The following is a 20523-nucleotide window of genomic DNA, read 5'->3' as shown; positions in this document are numbered from 1 at the left end:
CGGTGACGGCTGCCCATGGTCCGGACGGCTCGACTGACGCGCGCGCCCGCGCGTCCCGTCGCGCCGCCCGGTCCCCCTGGACCGGGCGGCTTTTTCGTACCACCGATCGGAAGGGAGAACCCGGTGGACGCCGTCCTCGTCATCAACGCCGACCTCGGCCCGCTGCACCGGGTCACCGTCCAGCACGCGATCCGGATGCTCTGCCGGCGGGTCGCCGAGATCCACGAGGCCGATCCGGACCGGCTGATCGGCGTCTTCCCGCTGCCGCGGGTGGTCCGCCTCGTCCGGTACGTGGTGACCCGCTGGCGGTTCCGCGCCGGCCCGGCCTGGTCCCGGGCCGGAGTGCTGGCGCGTGACGGCCGGCGGTGCGCCTACTGTGACGGCCCGGCCGGCACGATCGACCACGTCCTGCCCCGCTCGCGGGGCGGCCGGAACACCTGGGGGAACACCACCGCCGCCTGCTACGCGTGCAACCAGCGCAAGGGCGACCGGACCCCAGCCGAGGCGGGCATGCCGCTGCGGCGGGAGCCGACGACCCCGAACTGGGCGTCGCTGGCGCGGTGACGGACGGCCGGCGGGCACAGGGGGCGGTGTCGGGGGTAAACCCCCGGCGCGGCGCCCGCCGGCCCCGACCAGCTGAGATCTTGGAAGGAAATGGCCCTCGGAGGGGCCGACATCTTCCAAGATCTAGCGCAGCGCGTGCTTCTCAGACATTCGTGGGAGTGGCCGCGGGCGGCCCGGCAGCGTGGTGACGCAGGAACTCGGCCGCCCGGCGGGCGTTGTGGTGGACCTGCCAGCCGGCCAGCGCGAACATCACCGCCACCAGTCCGAAGAGGGCCACGAACGCCGGAGAGGTGACGCGGATCAGCATCTGACCGAGGTTCACCGCCACCAGCCCGGCCGCCAGGACGACCCACCATCCGCTCTCCACCATCTGACGCGCGACGAGAGTGAGCGTCGGCAGGTCGGCGTCGGGGCCCGCGGTGCCGCGCCGCACCTGCTTGATCAAACGGGATCGCCGGCGCATCGGCATGGCCCACATCGGGGACTCCCGGCTGGACCGGTACCGCCCACGGCGGACGGCCCACCCGACGGCGCCGACCTCGACCACCAGGCCGAGCACGACGAGGACCACGCCGGCGATCTGTGCCGCCTCCGGGGCGTCTCCCTCCCACCAGCTCGACCAGCCCGAGCCGAACAGATTGCGGGCGAGCAGGACTCCGAGCCCGCCGAGCACCCCGAACACCAGCGCCAGGCCGAGCATCAGCCCACCGGTCCGGCGCCTGCCCCGCCGGATCAGGCGTGCTTCGTCGTCGCGACCGTCCATCATGGCCTCCCCCGTCCGCCGCCTGGGTCGTACCCCGGGGGTGCGGCGGGCAAACGGCGGTCAGTCGTACGCCGGCGGGGTCCAGTCGAAGCGCGGCGGCCGGCGCTCGTTGACCGCCGCCACCCCCTCGCGGGCCTCGCCGCTGTCCCGCACCTGGGCGTGCCACCAGGCGATCCGGTCGGCGCCGGCGCGCCCGTCGACGATCTCCTTGGCGGCGGTCACGGTGAGCCGGGACCGCTCGGCGATGGTGGCGGTCAGCGCCGCCACCCGCTCGGCCAGCGCGGCGGCCGGAAGCACCTCGTCGACCAGGCCGATCCGCAGCGCCCGGTCGGCGTCGACCAGGTCGCCGGTGAAGAGCAGGTGCTTGGCGGCGGACGGCCCGACCAGCCCGACCAGCCGCCGCGTGGTGGGCACCGGATAGACCAGGCCGAGCCGGGCCGGGGGTACGCCGAAGCGGGCGTCCGCCGCGGCGAGGCGCAGGTCGCAGGCGACGGCGAGCTGGCAGCCGCCGCCCACGCAGGCGCCCTCGATCGCGGCGACGGTGGGGCGGCCGAACGCGGCGAGCCGCTCCTCGGCGGCGACCGCGATGCTGCCGTCGCCGGCGGCCAGGAGTTCGTCCAGGTCACCGAGATCGGCGCCGGCGCAGAACGTGCCGCCGGCGCCGGTGAGCACCAGCACCCGCACCGCCGGGTCGGCCTCCAGGCCGTCGAGCAGCACCGGGAGCCGGCGCCACATGGTCGGGGTCATGGCGTTGCGGCGGGCCGGGTTGTGGATCACCACGGTCGCCACCGGGCCGGTCACCGTGACGGTCAACTCCGCGTCGGACATGGGCCTGACCGTAACGGGCGGGGCCCGGTGACCACCCGCGTGGGGTGGCCGCCGGGCCCCGGGGTCGGGCGGTCAGGTCAGGAGACGTTGACCGCGGTGTCGTCGATGACGAACGACGTCTGCAGCGAGGCGTCCTCGGTCCCGGTGAACTTCAGCGTGACGGTCTGCCCGGCGTACGCGGCCAGGGAGAACGACCGCTGGGTGTAGCCGGTGGCCTTGTTCAGGTTCGAGTAGGTCGCCAGCGTCGCCAGCACGGTGCCGGACGAGTTGAGCACCTGCACGTTCAGCTTGTCGTACTGCACGCTCGACGTGGTCTCCGACGAGTCGATGTGCAGCCAGAAGCTGAAGTTGTAGGTCGAGCAGCCCGACGGCAGGCTCACCGACTGGGCCAGCGTGTCGGTGTGGGTGCTGCCGTAGCCGTCCAGCCAGGCGTTCCAGGTGCCGCCGTGGGTCGGCTGGCCCTGCGAGCCGTACTGCCCGATCACCCCGGAGGTGGCCGACCAGACGGTGTTGCCGGACTCGAAGCCCGGGTTGCCGAGCTTCTGGCCGGGGCTGGTGCAGCCGCCGCCGCTGCCGGTGACGGTCAGCGTGTAGGTGGCGGTCTTCGTGCCGGACGTGGCGCTGCCGGTGACCGTCACCGAGTAGGTGCCGGACGGGGTGCCGGAGCTGGTGGCGATGGTCAGCGTGGACGACGCGCCAGAGGTCACCGACGACGGGCTGAACGACGCGGTGGCGCCGCTGGGCAGGCCGGACGCGGAGAACGTGACGGTCTGCGCGCTCCCGCTGGTGGTGGCCGTGGCGACGGTGGTGGACACCGAACCACCCGCGGTCACCGACCCGGCGGTCGGCGAGACCGAGACGGAGAAGTTGTTGCCGGTGGAGCTGCACGGCGCGTCGCTGCCGGCCACGTTCACCGCGGTCCACGCCGCCTGGACGACCTTGTACTCGGTGGAGCAGTTGCCGTACAGGTCGGTCGCCGCCTTGAGGGTGTACGCCCGGGCGGTGTTCGCCGGGTTGCTGGTGCTCACGTACTGGGTGCTGGAGGTGAAGTACACGTCGAGCGCCCGGTACCAGATCTTCTCCGCCTTGGCCCGGCCGATGCCGGTGACCGCCGGGGCCGAGCCGCAGACCGGCGAGGTGCCGTACGCGGTGGCGCCGGTGCCCTCGGCGAGGTTGAAGTAGAAGTGGTTGCCAACGCCGGAGGAGTAGTGCACGTCCTTGTTCTTCGTGCTGGTGGACCAGCAGGAGTCGGACGAGCCGTCCAGCGACGGGTTGTACATGTAGCGCAGCGGCGTACCGTTGCCGTTGATGTTGATCTTCTCACCGACCTGGTAGTCACCCGGGTCGCTCGGCGCGGCGGCGTAGAACTCCACCATGTTGCCGAAGATGTCGCTGGTGGACTCGTTCAGACCACCGGACTCGCCTGAGTAGACCAGCCCGGCCAGCGCCTCGGTGACGCCGTGGCTCATCTCGTGCCCGGCCACGTCCAGCGACACCAGCGGCCGGGCGTTGCCGGAGCCGTCGCCGTAGGTCATCTGGGACCCGTCCCAGAAGGCGTTGACGTAGTTGTTGCCGTAGTGCACCCGGCTCGGCACGCCCTGCCCGTTGCCGAAGATGCCGTTGCGGCCGTGGACGTTCTTGTAGTAGTCGAACGTCTTCGCGGCGCCGAAGTGGGCGTCCACGCCGGCCGACTGCCGGTTGGAGTTGGTGCCGTTGCCCCACACGTTGTCGGCGTCGGTGAAGGTGGTGCAGGTGGAGGTGCCGTTGTTCATGTCGCAGGTACGACCGTTGCCGTGCGACGGGTCGATCATCTGGTAGGTGCTGCCGGAGAGTGTCGTGTCGATGCTGACCGTGCCGGTGTAGATGCCCTGGCCGCTGCCGACCACCGACTCGATCTCGTCGTACGAGCCGATCACCTTGCCGGTGGTGGCGTCGGTGACGACGTGCAGCTTCGACGGCGTCTGCTTGTCCGCCTTCCAGCCGGTGGCGACGGTCTCCCAGGCCAGCCGGCCCTTGCCGCTGCTGGCGTCGACGAACAACTCGGGCGCGCCGACGGAGGTGAGGCTGCCGGTGAACGTCTTGCGCGCGCTGGCCTTGGCCGCGGCCACACCGACCTTGGCGGTGGTGCCGAGGGTGAGCGGGGCGGACAGGCCGACCGAGGTGCCGGTCATGGTGCCGTTCGGCGCGGTGTGGACGACGAAGTCACCGCCGTATACCCGCAGGCCCTGGTAGGTCCGGGTGTAGCGGGTGTGCGCCGCCCCGGAGGGGTCGACCTTGGTACGGACGGCCCGGTACGCCTCCCCGCCGGCGCCCTGGACGGCACCCGGGTTGGTACGGATCAGGCTGTCGGCCCGGGCCGCGGCGGCGGACTCCGGGTTGGGGGCGCTGGGCGCGGCCGCTTGCGCCGTGGTGGTGACGCAGGCCAGCACGCCGCTGGTGAGCAGCGCTGCGCTGACGGCGGCGACGGTTCTTTTCACGTGCCCTCCTGCAAGGAGAAGTTGTGACGGGGGTAGTCACTGCTGTAGATATAGCTGAGACATCGACAGCCATGAAATAGGGCGACGGTTTCCCGTCCCAGACACTGACCGAACGGATGAGGAGGCGACGTGGACCGGAACCGGGTGGCCCCGTCGTGCGTCCGATCGGCATGAGAGCTGCCCACGCCGTGGCGGTCACCCTCGCCGCCGCCCTCGCCCCGCTCGCCGGCTGCGCCCGCGCCGACACCCCGGCACCGGCCGGCCCGGCCGTCACCGGACTGCCCGGAGTCGAGGTGACGCTCGTTCACTCGGGCGGCATCGCCGGCCTGACCGACACCATCACCGTGCGACCCGACGGCAGTTGGACGAAGACCGACCGGGCCGGCGCCGCCCGCGACGGCCGACTCAGCGACGCCGACCTCAACCGGCTGCGGAAGCTCGCCGCCGACCCGCGGCTGGCCACCGAGGCGGCAGCCACCACGCCGGCGACCATGTGCGCCGACGCGTTCAGCTACCGCCTCACCATCGGCCCGACCACCAGCTCCTACGTGGACTGCCCGCCGCAGGCCACCCCGCCGGCCGCCACCGCCGAGGTGGTCGGCCTCCTCACCCGCGCGACCGGCTGAGGAGGGCCGCTCACCAGCCGGGGGCCGCCGCCAGCAGCGCCCGTCGCACGGCCTGCACCTCGCGCCGTCCGGCCGCACCCGGCCGGACCGCGAGGAAGAGCGTGTTGAGCGGCGGCACCGGCGGCGCGAGCAACGCCCGCAACGCGCCGGAGGCCAACTCACCCCGGCAGAGGTACGCGGGCAGCACGCTCGCCCCCGCGCCGGCCGCCACCGCCGACCGGACCGCCCGCAGGTCCGCCACCACCAGGCTGGGCGTGCGGGTGAGCCGGGTGTCGAAGACGGTGCGCCAGCAGCGGCGCAGAAGCGGCGCCTCCTCGCCCCAGGCGACCAGCGGCACGTCGCAAAGCGCCGACGGGGTCACCGGGCCGGCCAGCCGCTCGGCCCAGGACGGCGAGCCGGTCCAGCGGCTCGGCCACCCGGCGGGCCAGCTCGTCCCCGGCGGCGGTCGGCGTGACGCCCCGGGGCAGCCGGTCAAAGCGACGTCTTCACATCGGTAAACCTATCGCCGACGTGACTCTCGCCTATTGGTCAGCTATGGCCCGGCGCGCCAGCATGGAAGACATGACTCGTGCACTCATCGCCCTGACCAGCCATTCCGAACTCGGCGACACCGGCCGCAAGACCGGCTACTACGTCGGCGAGGCCGCCGAGCCGTGGGAGGTCTTCCGGGCCGCCGGCTACGACGTCGACCTGGTGTCGGTGGCCGGCGGCGAGCCGCCGACCGACGGCCGGGACGCCGACGACAAGACCCAGAACGACTTCCTCGCCACCGCCGGGGTGACCGACACCCCGAAGGCGGCCGACGTCGACCCGGCCGGCTACGACGTGATCCTCTTCGCCGGCGGCCACGGCACCATGTGGGACTTCCCCGACGATGAGGACCTGGCCCGGATCGCCCGCTCGGTCCACGAGCGCGGCGGCGTGGTCGCCGCCGTCTGCCACGGCCCCTCGGCGCTGGTCAACCTCACCGGATCCGACGGCTCGCGCCTGATCGCCGGCAAGCGGGTGGCCGGCTTCACCAACGACGAGGAGGCCGCCGTCGGCCTGACCGAGGTGGTGCCGTTCCTGCTCGCGGACAAGCTCGCCGAGGCCGGCGCGCAGCACGTCCCCGCGCCGAACTTCACCGAGCACGTGGTGGTCGACGGCAACCTGGTCACCGGCCAGAACCCGCAGTCCGCCCGCGCGGTGGCCGACGCCGTGGTCAAGCTGCGCGGCTGACCCCCTCCGCAGACGTGATCAAGGAGTTCGCGTCGGAGCCGCTCTCGGTGGCGACCCGAGCTCCTTGAACGCCGCCCGCTTCCACCGAGGCTCGGGCGTCAGAAGCGGTAGTCGTCCGGGAAGCCGGTGGCGCGCAGGTCGGGCGGCAGATGGGCGGCGTCGTTCAGGGCGATCAGCGCGGGCGGGCCAGCGTCGCTGTAGCGGATCACGGTCAGCGCGCAGTTGGCGTGGTTGAGCCCGATCCAGCGGCGCTCCGGCGCCTCCAGCGCGTGGCGCACCAGCCAGGCGACCAGGAAGTTGTGGGTGACGACCAGCTCACGGACGTCGCCGGAGGCGGGAGCGGTGGCGAACCGGGCCACCGCCTCCGCCGTCACCACCGGCCCCTCCTGCCGCTCCGCGTCGGTGAACTCGGCCAGGAACGCGGCGTGGCGCTCGGGCAGGCCGGTCGGGTCGGTGTCGTGCGGCATGTGGTCGCCGGCCCGATCGTCCTGATGAACCGAAACACCGGGCAACGCGGCGGCGACCAGCGCGGCGGTCTCCGCCGCCCGGGCCAGCGGCCCGTGGTGCACCGCGTCGAGCCGCGCGCCCCGCAGCCGCTCGCCGAGCAGCGTCGCCTGCCGCCGACCCCGGGCGGAGAGGCCGACCTCCGGCGCCTCCGTCGCGGTCTCCTCCTGCTCGCCGTGCCGGGCCAGGAACAGCAGTCGGGTCGCCACCGGTCACCTCACCAAGATCGGGAAGGCCGACCCTAACCCGCCTCCGCCGCGACCCGCAGCCCCGCGCTCAGCCGTTCGCCCACTGCTCGCGCGGGTGCATCTGGCCGATCCGGATCCGGTTGCCGAACGGGTCGCGGATGCCGAAGTCGATCCCGTACGGCCGGTCGGTCGGCTCGTCGGTGATCTCCACGCCCTTGGCCACCAGATCCGCGTACGTCTTGTGCGCGTCGTCGGTGGTGAGGAACAGGAAGCCGCCGGCGGCGCCCTTGGTGAGCAGCTCCCGGACCTGCTCGGCCGTCTTCGGGTCGAGCGCGGGCGGGCCCGGCTTCTCCAGCAGGATCTCCCGCTGCGCGTCGCCCGGCACGTTGACCGTGAGCCAGCGCATGAAGCCGAGATCCTGGTCGGTGTTGACCTCCATGCCCAGCTTGCCGACATAGAAGTCGAGTGCCTCGTCCTGGTCGAGGACGTAGATCTGGGAGCGGGAAATCGAAGTCATCGTCATGCCGTCGACGCTAGAGCAACGCCCTGACCTGGTGCTTATCCAAAACTGCTCGGTCTGGTCCAGGACTTGGCGAAGCAGCTCGGCACGTTCGCGACGGCGCTGCGGTGCCGCCGGAAGTCACGCGGCGACTCGCCGACGATCTCCCGGAACGTCCGGCTGAACGTGCCGAGGCTGGTGAAGCCGACGGCGAGGCAGATGTCGGTGACGTCCCGGTCGGTCTCCCGCAGCAGCGACATGGCCCGCTCGACGCGCCTGCGCTGCAGGTAGCGGTGCGGCGTCTCGCCGAACGTGGCCCGGAAGGTGCGGATGAAGTGCGCCTCGGACACGTGCGCGATCCGGGCCAGCACGGGAATGTCCAGCGGCTGCGCGTACGCGCGGTCCATCGCGTCCCGGGCCCGCAGCATGGGCCCGGTTGGACTCCTCCACCGCCCGACTCATGAAAGGCGGGGCCCCTTGTTAACGCCTCCGGTATAGGAAGGGCCCCCGGTTAACACCCCGTCACCTCGCGCATCACGCCGTCCGGTTCCATCCGGTATCGCCGAGGCGGCCCCATGGCTGACAGCGCCTGCGCGTCAGCGGCCTGCCGGGCCGCCTGGGCTCCGGCCCGCTCCGACCGTGCGGCGCCTCGCAGTGCTGGACGGATGTCACCGTCAGCGAACGCCAGCAGCGCTGTCTTCGCGCCCACGCCGCTCCTCCCTCCTTCGCCCGCTTCCGTCGTCACCGAGGACTGCCCGAGCGGCCGATTCGCCGCCGCCCGGATGCGGAGCAGGGTAGCGGCAGGACCGCCGTCGATCGAACGACCGCCACGGGAGGAGCCCGGATGGGCCCACTGCGGAGGACCTCGCTGGTCGCCGGCGGGGCCTACGTGCTCACCTTCGCCTCGATCCCGACCGTCGCCCTGTACCGCCCGGTACGCGACGCGGACTTCGTCGTGGGCACCACCTCGGAGACCCCGGTGGTCGTCGGCGGCGTCCTCGAGGTGATCGTCGCCCTCGCCTGCATCGGCACCGCCGTCGCACTGTTCCCGGTGCTCAAGCGGCACGGCGAGGCCCGCGCAACGGGCTTCGTCGCCGCTCGGGTACTGGAGGCCGCCGGAATCTTCGTCGGCGTCGCGAGCCTCCTGACGATTGTCGGCCTGCGGCGGGCCGGAGCCGGAGCGGACGCGCCGTCCATCGGTCAGGCACTGGTCGCCCTCTACGACTCGATGCTCCTGCTCAGCCAGAGCCTCATCCCGGCCGTGAACGCGCTGCTGCTGGGCTCCCTGCTGTACCAGTCGCGCCTCGTCCCGCGCTGCTCGGGCTGGTCGGCGCACCCCTGTTGGTCGCCTCCGACGCGGGCGTGCTGTTCGGTGTCTGGGACCGGTTGTCGCCGGTGACCGCGGTCGGGGCGCTCCCTATCGCGGTGTGGGAGTTCGCGCTGGGCGTCTATCTGATCGTCAGGGGTCTCCGACCCGCACCCGAGCTCGCCGTCTGATCGTCGACCCGTCGCGGGTCGGGCCACCGGCGGCGGAGAAGGGGCAGCGGCGAGCCGCTCACCTCTGCCACGATGGGCGCGCTCGCCAGGCCCGGAAGGCGTGGCCGGGGCGGCCATGGCGTGGACGTGGCCTCGCCACCGCCTGAACCTGGCGGCCCTGCCACCATCGTGACCGGCGTGGTCCTCACGAGCTAGGACGGCACTCACGACGCTGGCGGTCGACCGCTGATCTCGACACTCGATCCGAAGCGCCTTGTGGAATTGGAGCCCCCGGCCGGGATCGAACCGGCGACATCTCGCTTACAAGGCGAGTGCTCTGGCCAGCTGAGCTACAGGGGCGCGTGTGACGGGCTCAGCATAGCGACTGGGTTCCGGAAATCCCGCCTGGCAGCGCTCCCGACCACGGAAAACGTCAGTTTCCCGACCGGCCCGGCCGACGGATCGTCGCCGATTCGCGCTCACGGCCGGGAGATTGATGCCTCGCCGTGCCCGGGTGACCGAAATGTCTATGCCGTCCGTCCCACCCGTTGCCCCCCGCCTTGGCACGATCGTGAAAGCCGTTTACGGTGCAGTGACACGGACGACACTCCGACCCGCCTCGGCTGCCCGGATGACGCCCGTGGGCCGGCACCTCGGGTGCCGGTCGCTCCTTCACTCGGATCGTCCGGCACGTTCCTGCCGGTGAAAGGAAGCGCTCCATCATGGCTACGGTCACCTACGCGAAGGCGTCCCGGATCTATCCGGGCACCGAGCGCCCCGCCGTCAACCAGCTCGACCTCCAGATCGGTGACGGGGAGTTCCTCGTCCTGGTCGGCCCGTCCGGCTGCGGCAAGTCCACCAGCCTGCGGATGCTCGCCGGCCTGGAGGACGTCGACGACGGCGCGATCTACATCGACGACCGGGACGTCACGCACCTCCCGCCGAAGGCTCGCGACATCGCGATGGTCTTCCAGAACTACGCCCTCTACCCGCACATGACGGTGTACGAGAACATGGCGTTCGCCCTCAAGCTCCGCAAGACCTCGAAGTCGGAGATCGACCGGCGGGTCAAGGAGGCGGCCAACCTCCTCCAGTTGGAGGAGTTCCTCAGCCGCAAGCCGAAGGCGCTCTCCGGCGGTCAGCGCCAGCGTGTCGCCATGGGCCGTGCGATCGTCCGCGAGCCGCAGGTCTTCCTCATGGACGAGCCGCTGTCGAACCTCGACGCCAAGCTCCGCGTCCAGACCCGTACGCAGATCGCCTCGCTCCAGGCGAAGCTCGGCGTCACCACGGTCTACGTCACCCACGACCAGGTCGAGGCCATGACCATGGGTCACCGGGTGGCGGTCATGCTGGACGGCGTGCTCCAGCAGGTGGACACCCCGCGGGCGCTCTACGACACCCCGGCCAACGTCTTCGTCGCCGGCTTCATGGGCTCCCCCGCCATGAACATCAAGACGGTGCCGCTGACCGAGCAGGGCGGCGCGTTCGCCGAGATGACCATCCCCCTGACCCGGGAGCAGATCGCGGCGGCCCGCGCCGAGGGTGGCGACGGCAAGGTCACCGTCGGCTTCCGGCCGGAGGACTGCGACCTCGTCAGCCCGTCCGAGGGCGGCATGCCGGTCGTGGTGGAGCTGGTCGAGGACCTCGGCTCCGACGCCAACATCTACGGCCACGCCGCGCTCGAGGGCCACAACGAGCGGTTCGTGGTCCGCACCGACCGGCGCACCATGCCGAACATGGGTGACACCGTGTTCGTCAAGCCGCGTGCCGGCCGCAACCACGTCTTCAACGCCGCCACCGGCAAGCGAATCTGACGTACGCGAAAAGGGGCGGCCCGCCACGGCGGACCGCCCCTTTTCGTGCGCGGGGTCAGACCTCGACGGCCCGGCGGCGGGCGACCTCGGCGAGCGTGACCGCGGCGGCGACGCTGGCGTTGAGCGACTCCACGTCGGAGACCATCGGGATGCTGACGGTCAGGTCGCAGGTCTCGCCGACCAGGCGGGACAGGCCCCGCCCCTCCGAGCCGACCACCACGACCAGCGGACCGACCGCGGCCTCCAGGTCGTAGAGGTCGGTCTGCCCGTCGGCGTCCAGGCCGACCACGACGAAGCCGGCCTCCTTGCACGCCTTGAGCGACCGGGTCAGGTTGGTGACCTGGGCGACCGGGACGCGCGCGGCCGCGCCGGCGCTGGTCCGCCAGGCGGTCGCGGTGATCCCGGCGGCACGCCGCTCGGGTACGAAGACACCCTGCGCGCCGAACGCGGCGGCGGACCGGATCACCGCCCCGAGGTTGCGCGGGTCGGTGACCCCGTCCAGCGCGACCAGCAGCGGGGCGGCCTGCTCCAGCGCGGCGGTGACCAGGTCCTCGAACGGCTCGTAGGCGAACGGCGGCACCTGGAGCCCGACGCCCTGGTGCAGCACCCCGCCGGTCATCCGGTCCAGCTCCGCGCGGCCGACCTCCAGGATCGCGATGCCCCGGTCGGCGGCGGTGCGGACGATCTCCTTGACCCGGTCGTCGACGTCGATGCCCTGCGCCGTGTAGAGCGCCGTCGCCGGCACCTGCGCGCGCAGCGACTCCAGCACCGGGTTCCGCCCGACGAGCAGCTCGGGGCTGTCCTTCGCCGGGTTCGACTTGCGGCCCGGGGAGACCCGCGGCCCGGACCGGCCGGCGGTGGGCTTGCCGCCCCGGCCCTTGGCGGCGGTGGGCACGCCCCGACCGCCGCCCTTGCCCCAGGTGGTGTCCTTGGTGCCCGGCTGACCGATCTTGGGCGCGCGGCCCTCCTCGGCGGCGGCCCGGCGCTCCTTGTCCTGCTTCCAGGCGGTGCGCTGGGGCAGCTTCTCGGTGCCCGAGTAGGCCTTGTGCCAGGGCCGCTCGTCCGCGGGCAGGGTGCGGCCCCGCCCGGCGAGGGAGTCCTTGTTCTTGCCACCGGTGCCCTTGGGGGCGCCCGCCTTCGGCGTCAGTCGCCGGCCACGGCGCTGCGAGTTGCCGGCCATCAGTCCTGCTCTCCAATAGTCCAACGCGGGCCCTGGGGGGTGTCCTCGACGACCACGCCGGCCTGCTTGAGCTGGTCGCGTACGGCGTCGGCGGCGGCCCAGTCCTTGCGGCCGCGAGCCTGGGCGCGCTGCTCCAGGGCCAGCGCGATCAGGGAGTCCACCACGCCGCGCAGGTCGCCCGCGCGGTCGCCGCCGGTCCAGGCCGGATCCAGGGGGTCGACGCCGAGGATATCCAGCATCGCTCGGGCGGCGGCGAGCGTCGTGCGGACGGTCACATCGTCGCCGCCACTCAACGCCGTGTTGCCGTCGCGCACCACCTCGTGCAGCACGGCGAGCGCCGCCGAGGTGTTGAGGTCGTCGTCCATCGCCGCCGCGAAGCCCTCCGGCAGCCCGTCGGGTCGGCCCGCGCCGACCCGCTCGGCCGCTCGCTGCACGAAGCCCTCGATCCTCCGGTACGCGACCGCGGCCTCGCGCAGCGCGTCCTCGGAGTAGTCGATGTGGGACCGGTAGTGCGCGGCGGCGTAGTAGTAGCGCAGCTCCACCGGGCGCACCCCGAGCGAGGCAACGTAGTCGAGGTCGAGCGTGTTGCCCAGCGACTTGCCCATCTTGGTGCCGCCGATGCCGAGCAGGCCGTGGTGCACCCAGTAGCGGGCGAACGGCAGGTCGGCGGCCTGCGACTGGGCGATCTCGTTCTCGTGGTGCGGGAACGTCAGGTCGAGCCCGCCGCCGTGGATGTCGAACTCGACGCCCAGGTAACGCCAGCACATCGCGGAGCACTCGATGTGCCAGCCGGGTCGGCCGCGACCCCACGGCGACGGCCAGGAGGCGTCGGCCGGTTCGTCCGGCTTGGCGCCCTTCCAGAGCGCGAAGTCACGCGGGTCCTTCTTGCCCCGGTCGGGGGCGTCCCCGGCGGGTTGCATGTCGGCCGGGGCTTGCCCGGACAGTGAGCCGTAGGCCGGCCAGGAGGCCACGTCGAAGTAGACGTCGCCGGAGTCGTCGCCGGCCGGGTAGGCGTGCCCGGTCTCGATCAGGCGGGCGATCAGCTCGTGCATCTCCGGGACGTGCCCGGTGGCCCGCGGCTCGTAGGTCGGCGGGAGCACGTTCAGCGCGCGGTAGGAGGCGGTGAGGATCTGCTCGTTGGCGTACGCGATCGACCAGAACGGCCGGCCCTGCTCCATGGCCTTGGCGAGGACCTTGTCGTCGATGTCGGTCAGGTTGCGGATGAACGTGACCTCGAACCCGTGGCGCACCAGCCAGCGGCGCAGCACGTCGTAGTTGACGCCGGAGCGAAGGTGGCCGATGTGCGGGGGCGCCTGGAGCGTGAGACCACACAGGTAGACCCCCACCTTGCCGGCTTCCCGCGGGACGAAGTCCCGCACCGATCGGGTGGCGGTGTCATACAGGCGTAGCGTCACCTCACAAGGGTAGCCGTCCGCACATTTCGAGGTTGGCCGGAGCCGGGTCGTACGCTGCGTGCTGTGGACACGGCGGCACGCCCTCCAGAGACCGCGCAGACCCTGGACCGGGGTCTACGCCTGTTGCACCTCGTCGCGGACGCCCCGGGCGGGCTGACCGTCACCGAGGCGGCGCACCGGCTGGGCATCGGCCGCGCGGCCGTCTACCGGCTGGTCGGCGCGCTCGCCGGGCACGGCATGCTGCGGCGCGACGGCGCGGGTCGGCTGCGGATCGGCGTCGGCGTGCTACACCTGGCCCGGCGAGCCCAACCGCTGCTCGCCGAGGGGGCGCTGCCCGCGTTGCGCCGGCTCGCCGAGCGGACCGGGGCGACCGCGCACCTGACCGTGGTCGAGGGCGGCGAGGGGGTCGCGCTGGCGGTGGTCGAGCCGAGTTGGACCGCCTTCCACGTGGCCTACCGGACCGGCTCCCGGCATCCGTTGGAGCGGGGCGCGGCGGGCCGGGCCGTGCTGGCCGGACGCGCCGGCGACGCCGGGCCGGTCAGCACCAGCGGCGAGCTGCAGTCCGGCGCGTACGGGGTGGCCGCGCCGGTGCTCGGGGTGCCCGGGCTGGAGGGGAGCGTCGGCGTGGTGTCGCTGACCCCGCTGGACGTGGCCGAGGTCGGCGCCCAGGTCACCGCCGCCGCCGAGGCGGTCACCGCCGCGCTCGCCTGAGGTGGCCCGTGCGCCCGGGTGCCGGGGGGTGCCCGAGGTGGCCGCCGCCAGTTCGGGGACGTGGCGGCATCGGCGCCGGGCGAGCGCACGTAGCACACCAGAGGGTGGTGTGGTGGTTGTCCACAGGGCGCGGCGGTCGGGGCCGGCAGCGGTTGTCCACAGGGCTGTCCTACGGTCGCGGCGTCACCTCACGCTTGGCACATGCCACCTCATCCACATCGTCCGCAGCAGTTGGCCGGGCAGGTCTTCCGCGGCTCGGACGCGGTCCGGCGCGGATTGCTGTCCCGGCACCATCTCCGTGGCGCGTCCTGGGTCCGGCTCCGGCAGGACGTCTACGCCGACGCGCGCCTCGACCGCGATCATGCGCTGGCCTGCCGGGCCGTGCTGCTCCGGATGCCGCCCGGCACCCTGATCGCCGGGCCGTCCGCGGCCTACCTGCACGGTGTCGAGCACGCCGCCGACTTCACCGATGACGTGCACGTCCTGCTTCCGGCCACGATTCGGGCCGACTCCCAGCCGGGCGTCCGGGTGCACCACGCCCCGATTGCCGACTTCTCGCGTGGTTTGCCGGTCCCCGCCGGCGCTGCCACGGCCGGCGGTCCCCGCGCAGGCGCTCCCGTCGGTCGCGGTCCCGAAGCAGGCGGGCTCGGACCGGCCCGTTCCGGTGCCTCCCCGACCGCCACCACCTTGCTGTCGACGGACGTCGGCGGGGCGCCACTGGCGGTCGGTCCGTCGGACAAGGCGACTCTGACCCGGACGCCAGATCCGCGCCGTCCGTCCGGCCTCGCCGGCGCGCCGCTCCCGCCCGAACCGACCCGTCCGCCCGGGCCGCCACCCCGCACCGGACCGGCCGCCTGTGCCTGGGAGACCGCAGTCTGGTCGGATCCGGTCAGGGCGGTGGGCATCGTCGACGGGCTGCTGCGGATCGGGGCGGTCAGCCGGTCCGGGCTGGCCGCGGAGGCGGCTCGCAACGCCGGTCGACCGGGCGGCCGGCGGGCGTCCTGGGTGTTCGGCCTGACCGACGGCTGCGCCCAGTCGCCACCCGAGTCCCACCTGCGGGTTCGGCTCATGTTCGCCGGGCTGCCGCGTCCGGTGGCGCAGCATCCGATACGCGTGTCCACCGGCCTCCTTCTGCACCCCGATCTGGCCTGGCCGGATTTTCGGGTCGCCGTGGAGTACGACGGTCAGTGGCACGCCGATCCCGACCGGATGCACCTCGACAGGCGGGGGCTCAATCAGCTCGTCGAGGCCGGCTGGCTCGTGCTGCACGTGACCGGGCGCCGCCTGCGGCAGGAGTTTCCCGCTCTGGTCCGCGAGATCCGGGCCGCCCTGGTGGCCCGGGGGTGGCGCCCATGACCTGCCCGGCCCGGCCCGTTCGGGGCCGACCGCGGGCGGCGTGCCCCGGCCGGGTCTCGTCCGACTGGGCGGCGATCACCGGAGTGCCGGACCGGATGCAACCCTCTCGCGGCCATTCATCGAAACGGTTTCGAGCTGTGCAAATGCCAGCTCACGCCAACCGGGCAGCGTCCGGCGGGAAGGCCACCGTACGCATTCGCCGACGCGGAGAAGCCCGGGCGACACGCGTCGCCCGGGCTTCCCGGTGGTGCGGGGTGTTACGGCCGCGCGTTGGGCTTCAGCGGGGTCTTCACCGCCGCGTAGGCGTCGACGATGCCGTAGCCGTAGAAGCCGTTGAAGTTCAGCGAGCCCGCGCAGTAAGCGTTGAACTCGTCGCTCCGGCCCTCGTTGGTGTAGGTCTGCAGCCGCGACTCCGGGCAGGCGTGCTCGGCCGCCGTCCGGTAGAGGTGCTGCTCGACCAGGTCCGGCGCCATGCCGTAGCCGTCCCGGCCCTGCTTCTTGCCGAACTTGCTGACGATCAGCGCGGCCACGCCGGCGGCGTGCGGGGACGCCATCGAGGTGCCCTGGAGGTAGGTGTAGTAGCCACACTCACCCTTGGCCGTGCACTGCTTGAACACCGAGTTCTCGAAGCCGGCCACGATGTTGCCGTTCTCGTCGACCGACCCCTCCTCCTGGAGCACCTTCTTCGGGTACGTGGAGAGGATCATGTTGGCGTCGGCCCGGTAGGTGTCGGTGCCGAAGCCGTCCCGGAACCAGCCGCCCGGAGCCGCCACCGCGGTCTGCTCGGTGCCGTAGTTCGAGTAGTCGGCCTTCTTACCGGACGGCCCGACCGCCGACACGCTGATCACGTGCGGGCCCTCGGTGGGCAGGTCCCAGCAGCTCGCGTTGTCGATCGGCCGCGGGTAGGGGTCGGCGCCGTAGTCGGGGCTGCTCACGTCGGTGCGGGGGTCGCCCAGGTCCTCGTGGTTGTTGCCGAGCGCGCCGACGAGCGTGACGCCCTTGCGGTGGGCGAAGGTCAGCGCCCGCTTCATGGCCTCGATGATGGTCCGCTGCTCGGCCTGCGCTTCCGGCGAGTCGGCCGGGTTGGCGGCGCAGTTGTAGAGCCACGGGTCGACGTAGAAGGACATGTTGACCACGTCCAGCCCGGAGCGACCGGCGTGCACCAGCGCGTTGACCACCGGGTTGAGGAAGAAGTAGCCGCTGTCCTGGCCACCCTTCAGCTCGACCAGGGAGATCTTCGGGGCCACGCCGGAGAGGCCGAAGCCGTTGGCGGCGGCGCCGATCGTGCCGGCCACGTGGGTGCCGTGCCCGCCGTCGTCGGTGCCCACCGGGTCGAGGCAGCTCGCCACCTCGCAGGGCCCGTCGACGTCGGGGATGTCCGTCGCGAAGTTGCGCGACAGCGCCCAGTTGAAGTTCGGGGCCAGGTCCGGCTGGCTGGCGTCGACGCCGGTGTCCAGCACGCCGACGGTCACCCGACGGTCACCCGGCTCGATCTTGCGGGCCTGGTCGGCCCGGATCATGTCCAGACCCCAGAGCTTGTCGTCCAGCGGGTCCATCTTCTTGGCCTTGCCCTTGGCCGCCTTGCCCTTGGCTGCGGCGGCGGCCAGCAGGTGTTCCTGCTCGACCCGGTCCAGCTTCGGCTTGCGGCCGATCGCCTTCTCCTGTGCGGCGCCGACCAGCGCCCCGGCGGCGTTGGCACGGCTGGCGAAGTCCGCCCGGTCGCTGGTCACCTGGAAGAGGCCGACGTCGTCGGTGCGGGAGACGACCGTGCCGCCGGCCGCCTTGATCGCGGCGATCGCGGCGTCGGTGGAGACACCGTTCTCGGCCAGCACGGTGAAGGTCCGGGTCTGCGACGGCGCGGCGGTCGCCGGGACACCCAGGCCGGTCACCGTGAGTGCCAGCGAAGCCGCGACCGCGACCGCGCCGGCGGTGAAGCGCTTGCTCACCACATCAGATCCTCTCGTTGAGGGACGTGGCAGTCATCCCACAACATGGACGCGGGTTTCGCCAGGGGCCCGTCCGGAATAGCACCCAATCAGGCATTCGCGTCCGTCATATCGACGAGTACAGCCGGCAGGTCGGTCAACGTGGACACCTCCGCGTCGGGTTCGAGGCCGGGCGGGCGCGGCAGTCCGCCCCGGTTGAGCCAGACGGCCCGCAGGCCGGCTCGCTGGGCGGCGACCACGTCGTGTTCCGGCGAGTCGCCCACGTGCACGATCCGGCCGGCGGGCAACCCGGCGGCCGCCACCACGGCGGCGAAGAACCGGGTGCCGGCTTCTTCGGCAGGCCGCCCTCGTGGGCGTACAACGCGAAGGCGAACTGGCCGGCGAGGCCGCAGCGTTCGGCGCGGCTGTTGCCGTTGGTGGCGAAGCCCAGCAGGTGGTGTGGGCGCAGGGCGGCCAGGGCCGGCAACGCGTCCGGGAACGGCCGGCTCAGGGCATACCGGCGGGCGAAGAAGAGCGCGGCGAACTCGTCGAGGTGGGCGCCGAGCCCGGCCCGCTCCAGCGACCGGGCCAGCGCGGCCCGCCGGATCTCCTGCACCGGGGCCGCGCTGAGCGCGCCGAAGACCGAACCCCAGTCGCCCTCCAGGTCCGCGAGCGAGACCTCGGCCGCCACCGGGGTCCGCCGCCGCATCTCCTCGAGTACGGCCGCCAGCGCGCCGGTGACCGCCGGGCGCAGGTCGACGAGCGTCTCGTCGGCGTCGAAGACGACCGCGGTGCGGTGGCCGCTCATCGGTCGCCGCTCAGCGCCGGCTCCGCCAGGACCGGCGCGACCGGAGCCGGGGCGGACCGTAGCTCGTCCACCCGGACCAGCGCGACGCCACCGACGATGAGCACCCCGCCGGCCAGTTGGACCAGGGTGGGCAGCTCGTTCAGCACCAGCCAGGCGATCAGCACCGCGAACATCACCTCGGTCAGCCCCACGAACGAGGAGAGCCGGGCGCCGAGCAGCCGCGTGCCGGCCACCCCGGACAGATAGGCGACCACGGCGGCGATCAGCGACAGCCCGGCGATCGGCACCAGCCAGCTCACCCGGTGGCCGGCGAAGCTGACGTCGGCGGTGCCGGCGGCCAGCGGAAGCGCCCCGACGGCACCGAGCAGCAGCAGCACCAGGGCGCCGACGGCCATGCCGCCGCTGGCCATCACGACCGACGGCAGCTCGTCGTCGAGGCGGCCGGCGATGACGAAGTAGCCGGCCAGCCCCACCGCGGCGCCGAGCCCCCAGAGCACGCCCACCGGGTCGAGGCGGCCGGCGCCGGTGAGGTCGAGGACGAACACCAGGCCCACCAGGGCGGTGAGCGAGCCGGCCACGGTCAACCGGCGGGGGCGCTGGCCGTGGACCAGCCACGTCCACCCGACGACCAGCACGATGCCGAGGTATTCCAGCAGGAGCGCGACGCCGACCGGCAGGTAGCGGACGGCGTTGAAGAAGCACGCCTGGGCCATGGCCACGCCGAGCAGCCCGAACAGGGTCACCGTGAACGCGTTGCGGCGCAGCACCGGCCACCGGCCGCGCAGCGCCAGCAGGGCGGGCACGGCCAGCACCAGGGCGGCGATGCCGACCCGGGCGATCACCACCGCCACGGCCGACCACTCTCCCGTGATCAACGGACGGGCGAACGTGCCCGAGGTGGCGAACGTGAGCGCGGAGAGCAGGGCCAGGCCGAGCCCGACACCGGACCGTTCACGCATCGGCAACTCCTGGTCATGGGTGAATAGGCGTTACGCTGATGACGCTAGGGGCAGCGTCCGACAGGAGTCAAGTTGCTTTTCGCTCATGACACCGAGTGCGGGCTGGTCGCCGCCGCCGCGCTGGTGAACACCGCCGGCCCGGGCCGGGAGGGCCTGCCCGACGTGGCCGCGCTCGACGCGTTCTTCACCGCCTACGGCTGGAGCGGCCGGCACGAGCACACCGACGCCGAGCTGCGTCAGGTCCGCGCGCTACGACCCCGGCTGCGCCGGATCTGGGAAGCCGGCACCGACGAGGTGGTGGAGATCGTCAACGCGCTGCTCCGCGAGTCCCGCGCGCTGCCGCAGCTCATCCGGCACGACGACGAGCCGTACCATCTGCACGCCGTGCCCCGCGACGCGCCGCTGGCCGCCCGGATGGCGGTCGAGGCCGCGATGGCCGTGGCCGACCTGGTCCGGTCCGGCGAGCTGACCCGGCTGCGCCACTGCGACCACCCGGACTGCGACGACGTGCTGGTCGACCTGTCGAAGAACCGGTCCCGCCGGTTCTGTGACGGTGGCTGCGGCAACCGGGCCGCGGTCAGCGCCTACCGGGCACGCAGGGCCGCGTCCCACTCCTGACGCACCCCCGGCCAGTCCGACCGGGCCAGCTCGTACTCCACCTCGCCGTGCTCCGTACCCGGGATCGGGTCGTCGAACGTCAGGTGGAACGTGCGGACGTAGCGCAACCCGGCCCGGGCCAGCACCGCGCGGGACCTGTCGTTCACCGCCATCGTCTGCGCCCACACCCGCCGCACCCCGACCGTGTCGAACGCGTGCCGCACCAGCGCCCGCGCCCCTCGGTGGCCAGCCCGTGCCCCCAGGCCGCGCGACGCAGCCGGTAGCCCAACTCCCCCTCGGCGCCGTCCTCGGACGGGTCGAGCGCATGCCAACCGAGGAACTCCCCGGTGAACCGGTCGAGCGTGGCCCAGCAGCCGAGACCGGGATGGCGGTCGTACCGCGCGAGCAGCCGGGGCAGCATCTCGCCCCGGATCGTCTCGACCGGCGTCGCCGCGCCGTTGGTGAGGAACCGCATCACCTCCGGGTCGGCGTCCAGCTCGCCCAACAGGTCCACGTCGTCGGCGGTGAACCGGCGCAGCGTCAGCCGCGCGGTCTCCAGCAACACCCCGTCGTCGTCAGCCACGGTCGGATCATCCCGCCGTCCCCGGCGCCCGA

The 20523-nt window shown here is 72.7% G+C and carries 20 protein-coding genes, 1 tRNA gene and 2 pseudogenes; 9 read left to right on the top strand and 14 right to left on the bottom strand.

Going from position 1 to position 20523, the window contains the following annotated elements; translation table 11 throughout:
- The first annotated feature begins 123 nt into the window (after positions 1–123).
- Complete coding sequence (locus O7618_RS28165; RefSeq protein ID WP_278109158.1) at positions 124–564, top strand: HNH endonuclease; 441 nt, start codon at positions 124–126, stop codon at positions 562–564.
- Positions 565–706: 142 nt separating this feature from the next.
- Here the strand turns inward: O7618_RS28165 and O7618_RS28160 are convergent, their stop codons facing one another.
- From O7618_RS28160 to O7618_RS28150, 3 genes are all read right to left on the bottom strand, one after another.
- Positions 707–1327 carry a hypothetical protein gene (locus tag O7618_RS28160; RefSeq protein ID WP_278109157.1) on the bottom strand — a complete coding sequence of 207 codons (621 nt, stop codon included), beginning with the start codon at positions 1325–1327 and terminating at the stop codon, positions 707–709.
- A 60-nt stretch (positions 1328–1387) separates the two neighbouring features.
- A complete protein-coding gene (locus tag O7618_RS28155) occupies positions 1388–2155 on the bottom strand; it encodes an enoyl-CoA hydratase-related protein (RefSeq protein WP_278109156.1) in 768 nt (255 codons plus the stop codon).
- A 77-nt stretch (positions 2156–2232) separates the two neighbouring features.
- The gene (locus O7618_RS28150; RefSeq protein WP_278109155.1) at positions 2233–4632 is read right to left on the bottom strand and encodes a M4 family metallopeptidase; all 2400 of its coding nucleotides are present in this window, start codon (positions 4630–4632) and stop codon (positions 2233–2235) included.
- Positions 4633–4802: 170 nt separating this feature from the next.
- Here O7618_RS28150 and O7618_RS28145 point away from each other — a divergent pair, with 170 nt between their 5' ends.
- Positions 4803–5258 (top strand): protealysin inhibitor emfourin, encoded by a 456-nt coding sequence (locus O7618_RS28145; protein ID WP_278109154.1) that lies wholly within the window; start codon positions 4803–4805, stop codon positions 5256–5258.
- 10 nt (positions 5259–5268) lie between these two features.
- Here O7618_RS28145 and O7618_RS28140 read toward each other — a convergent pair whose 3' ends face one another.
- Positions 5269–5733 carry a LysR substrate-binding domain-containing protein gene (locus O7618_RS28140; RefSeq protein ID WP_278109153.1) on the bottom strand — a complete coding sequence of 155 codons (465 nt, stop codon included), beginning with the start codon at positions 5731–5733 and terminating at the stop codon, positions 5269–5271.
- 86 nt (positions 5734–5819) lie between these two features.
- On the opposite strand from O7618_RS28140, the gene O7618_RS28135 reads away from it, so the two are divergent.
- Positions 5820–6476, top strand: coding sequence for a type 1 glutamine amidotransferase domain-containing protein (locus tag O7618_RS28135; protein WP_278109152.1), 657 nt, complete (start codon positions 5820–5822; stop codon positions 6474–6476).
- Between the two features lie 98 nt (positions 6477–6574).
- On the opposite strand, the gene O7618_RS28130 is transcribed toward O7618_RS28135, so the two are convergent.
- The 3 genes from O7618_RS28130 to O7618_RS28120 all read right to left on the bottom strand — a co-directional run bounded on the left by O7618_RS28130 (position 6575) and on the right by O7618_RS28120 (position 8095).
- Entirely contained in the window at positions 6575–7189 is a 615-nt protein-coding gene (locus O7618_RS28130) for a histidine phosphatase family protein (RefSeq protein ID WP_278109151.1), read from the bottom strand.
- A gap of 67 nt (positions 7190–7256) precedes the next feature.
- A complete protein-coding gene (locus O7618_RS28125; protein ID WP_278109150.1) occupies positions 7257–7691 on the bottom strand; it encodes a VOC family protein in 435 nt (144 codons plus the stop codon).
- Positions 7692–7726: 35 nt separating this feature from the next.
- Positions 7727–8095 (bottom strand): helix-turn-helix transcriptional regulator, encoded by a 369-nt coding sequence (locus tag O7618_RS28120; protein ID WP_347405397.1) that lies wholly within the window; start codon positions 8093–8095, stop codon positions 7727–7729.
- 416 nt (positions 8096–8511) lie between these two features.
- Here O7618_RS28120 and O7618_RS28115 point away from each other — a divergent pair, with 416 nt between their 5' ends.
- Complete coding sequence (locus O7618_RS28115; protein ID WP_278109149.1) at positions 8512–9066, top strand: DUF4386 domain-containing protein; 555 nt, start codon at positions 8512–8514, stop codon at positions 9064–9066.
- Positions 9030–9164, top strand: a complete 135-nt coding sequence (locus O7618_RS32295; RefSeq protein ID WP_347405396.1) for a hypothetical protein — start codon at positions 9030–9032, stop codon at positions 9162–9164. Before O7618_RS28115 ends, O7618_RS32295 begins: the two co-directional genes overlap by 37 nt.
- A 262-nt stretch (positions 9165–9426) precedes the next feature.
- Here O7618_RS32295 and O7618_RS28110 read toward each other — a convergent pair.
- Positions 9427–9503 (bottom strand) — tRNA-Thr (locus tag O7618_RS28110).
- 362 nt (positions 9504–9865) lie between these two features.
- Here O7618_RS28110 and ugpC point away from each other — a divergent pair.
- Complete coding sequence (gene ugpC / locus O7618_RS28105) at positions 9866–10957, top strand: sn-glycerol-3-phosphate ABC transporter ATP-binding protein UgpC (RefSeq protein ID WP_278109148.1); 1092 nt, start codon at positions 9866–9868, stop codon at positions 10955–10957.
- 55 nt (positions 10958–11012) lie between these two features.
- Here the strand turns inward: ugpC and rlmB are convergent, their stop codons facing one another.
- Together rlmB and cysS are read right to left on the bottom strand one after the other, a co-directional pair.
- Positions 11013–12137, bottom strand: a complete 1125-nt coding sequence (gene rlmB, locus O7618_RS28100; protein ID WP_278109147.1) for a 23S rRNA (guanosine(2251)-2'-O)-methyltransferase RlmB — start codon at positions 12135–12137, stop codon at positions 11013–11015.
- Entirely contained in the window at positions 12137–13552 is a 1416-nt protein-coding gene (gene cysS / locus O7618_RS28095; RefSeq protein WP_278109146.1) for a cysteine--tRNA ligase, read from the bottom strand. The genes rlmB and cysS overlap by 1 nt, the downstream gene beginning before the upstream one ends.
- Positions 13553–13615: 63 nt before the next feature.
- On the opposite strand from cysS, the gene O7618_RS28090 reads away from it, so the two are divergent.
- Positions 13616–14263: a helix-turn-helix domain-containing protein gene (locus tag O7618_RS28090; protein WP_278109145.1), complete on the top strand. Its 648-nt coding sequence runs from the start codon at positions 13616–13618 to the stop codon at positions 14261–14263.
- Positions 14264–14464: 201 nt separating this feature from the next.
- Positions 14465–15619 carry a hypothetical protein gene (locus tag O7618_RS28085; protein WP_278109144.1) on the top strand — a complete coding sequence of 385 codons (1155 nt, stop codon included), beginning with the start codon at positions 14465–14467 and terminating at the stop codon, positions 15617–15619.
- Between the two features lie 257 nt (positions 15620–15876).
- Here the strand turns inward: O7618_RS28085 and O7618_RS28080 are convergent, their stop codons facing one another.
- The 3 genes and pseudogenes from O7618_RS28080 to O7618_RS28070 form a co-directional block, all read right to left on the bottom strand.
- The gene (locus tag O7618_RS28080) at positions 15877–17565 is read right to left on the bottom strand and encodes a S8 family serine peptidase (protein ID WP_278109143.1); all 1689 of its coding nucleotides are present in this window, start codon (positions 17563–17565) and stop codon (positions 15877–15879) included.
- Positions 17566–17654: 89 nt separating this feature from the next.
- Positions 17655–18352, bottom strand: a pseudogene (locus O7618_RS28075) (HAD family hydrolase).
- The gene (locus O7618_RS28070; RefSeq protein WP_278109142.1) at positions 18349–19311 is read right to left on the bottom strand and encodes an EamA family transporter; all 963 of its coding nucleotides are present in this window, start codon (positions 19309–19311) and stop codon (positions 18349–18351) included. The pseudogene O7618_RS28075 and the gene O7618_RS28070 overlap by 4 nt, the downstream one beginning before the upstream one ends.
- Before the next feature lie 72 nt (positions 19312–19383).
- On the opposite strand from O7618_RS28070, the gene O7618_RS28065 reads away from it, so the two are divergent.
- Entirely contained in the window at positions 19384–19929 is a 546-nt protein-coding gene (locus tag O7618_RS28065) for a CGNR zinc finger domain-containing protein (RefSeq protein ID WP_278109141.1), read from the top strand.
- Here O7618_RS28065 and O7618_RS28060 read toward each other — a convergent pair.
- Positions 19896–20491 (bottom strand): annotated as a pseudogene (locus tag O7618_RS28060) (GNAT family N-acetyltransferase). The gene O7618_RS28065 and the pseudogene O7618_RS28060 overlap by 34 nt on opposite strands.
- Positions 20492–20523: the final 32 nt, after the last annotated feature.

Source organism: Micromonospora sp. WMMD980 (assembly GCF_029626035.1).
Classification (GTDB): Bacteria; Actinomycetota; Actinomycetes; order Mycobacteriales; family Micromonosporaceae; genus Micromonospora.
The sequence above is the reverse complement of the archived record's forward strand: the minus strand, read 5'-3'. Positions and strand labels throughout refer to the sequence as shown.

What these genes read in the sequence shown, in the direction of transcription:
- O7618_RS28160 (WP_278109157.1), bottom strand. Translation starts at nt 1,327, where the DNA reads ATGGACGGTCGCGACGACGAAGCACGCCTGATCCGGCGGGGCAGGCGC.
- O7618_RS28155 (WP_278109156.1), bottom strand. Translation starts at nt 2,155, where the DNA reads ATGTCCGACGCGGAGTTGACCGTCACGGTGACCGGCCCGGTGGCGACC.
- O7618_RS28145 (WP_278109154.1), top strand. Translation starts at nt 4,803, where the DNA reads ATGAGAGCTGCCCACGCCGTGGCGGTCACCCTCGCCGCCGCCCTCGCC.
- O7618_RS28135 (WP_278109152.1), top strand. Translation starts at nt 5,820, where the DNA reads ATGACTCGTGCACTCATCGCCCTGACCAGCCATTCCGAACTCGGCGAC.
- O7618_RS28125 (WP_278109150.1), bottom strand. Translation starts at nt 7,691, where the DNA reads ATGACGATGACTTCGATTTCCCGCTCCCAGATCTACGTCCTCGACCAG.
- O7618_RS28120 (WP_347405397.1), bottom strand. Translation starts at nt 8,095, where the DNA reads ATGCTGCGGGCCCGGGACGCGATGGACCGCGCGTACGCGCAGCCGCTG.
- O7618_RS28115 (WP_278109149.1), top strand. Translation starts at nt 8,512, where the DNA reads ATGGGCCCACTGCGGAGGACCTCGCTGGTCGCCGGCGGGGCCTACGTG.
- ugpC (WP_278109148.1), top strand. Translation starts at nt 9,866, where the DNA reads ATGGCTACGGTCACCTACGCGAAGGCGTCCCGGATCTATCCGGGCACC.
- rlmB (WP_278109147.1), bottom strand. Translation starts at nt 12,137, where the DNA reads ATGGCCGGCAACTCGCAGCGCCGTGGCCGGCGACTGACGCCGAAGGCG.
- O7618_RS28085 (WP_278109144.1), top strand. Translation starts at nt 14,465, where the DNA reads ATGCCACCTCATCCACATCGTCCGCAGCAGTTGGCCGGGCAGGTCTTC.
- O7618_RS28070 (WP_278109142.1), bottom strand. Translation starts at nt 19,311, where the DNA reads ATGCGTGAACGGTCCGGTGTCGGGCTCGGCCTGGCCCTGCTCTCCGCG.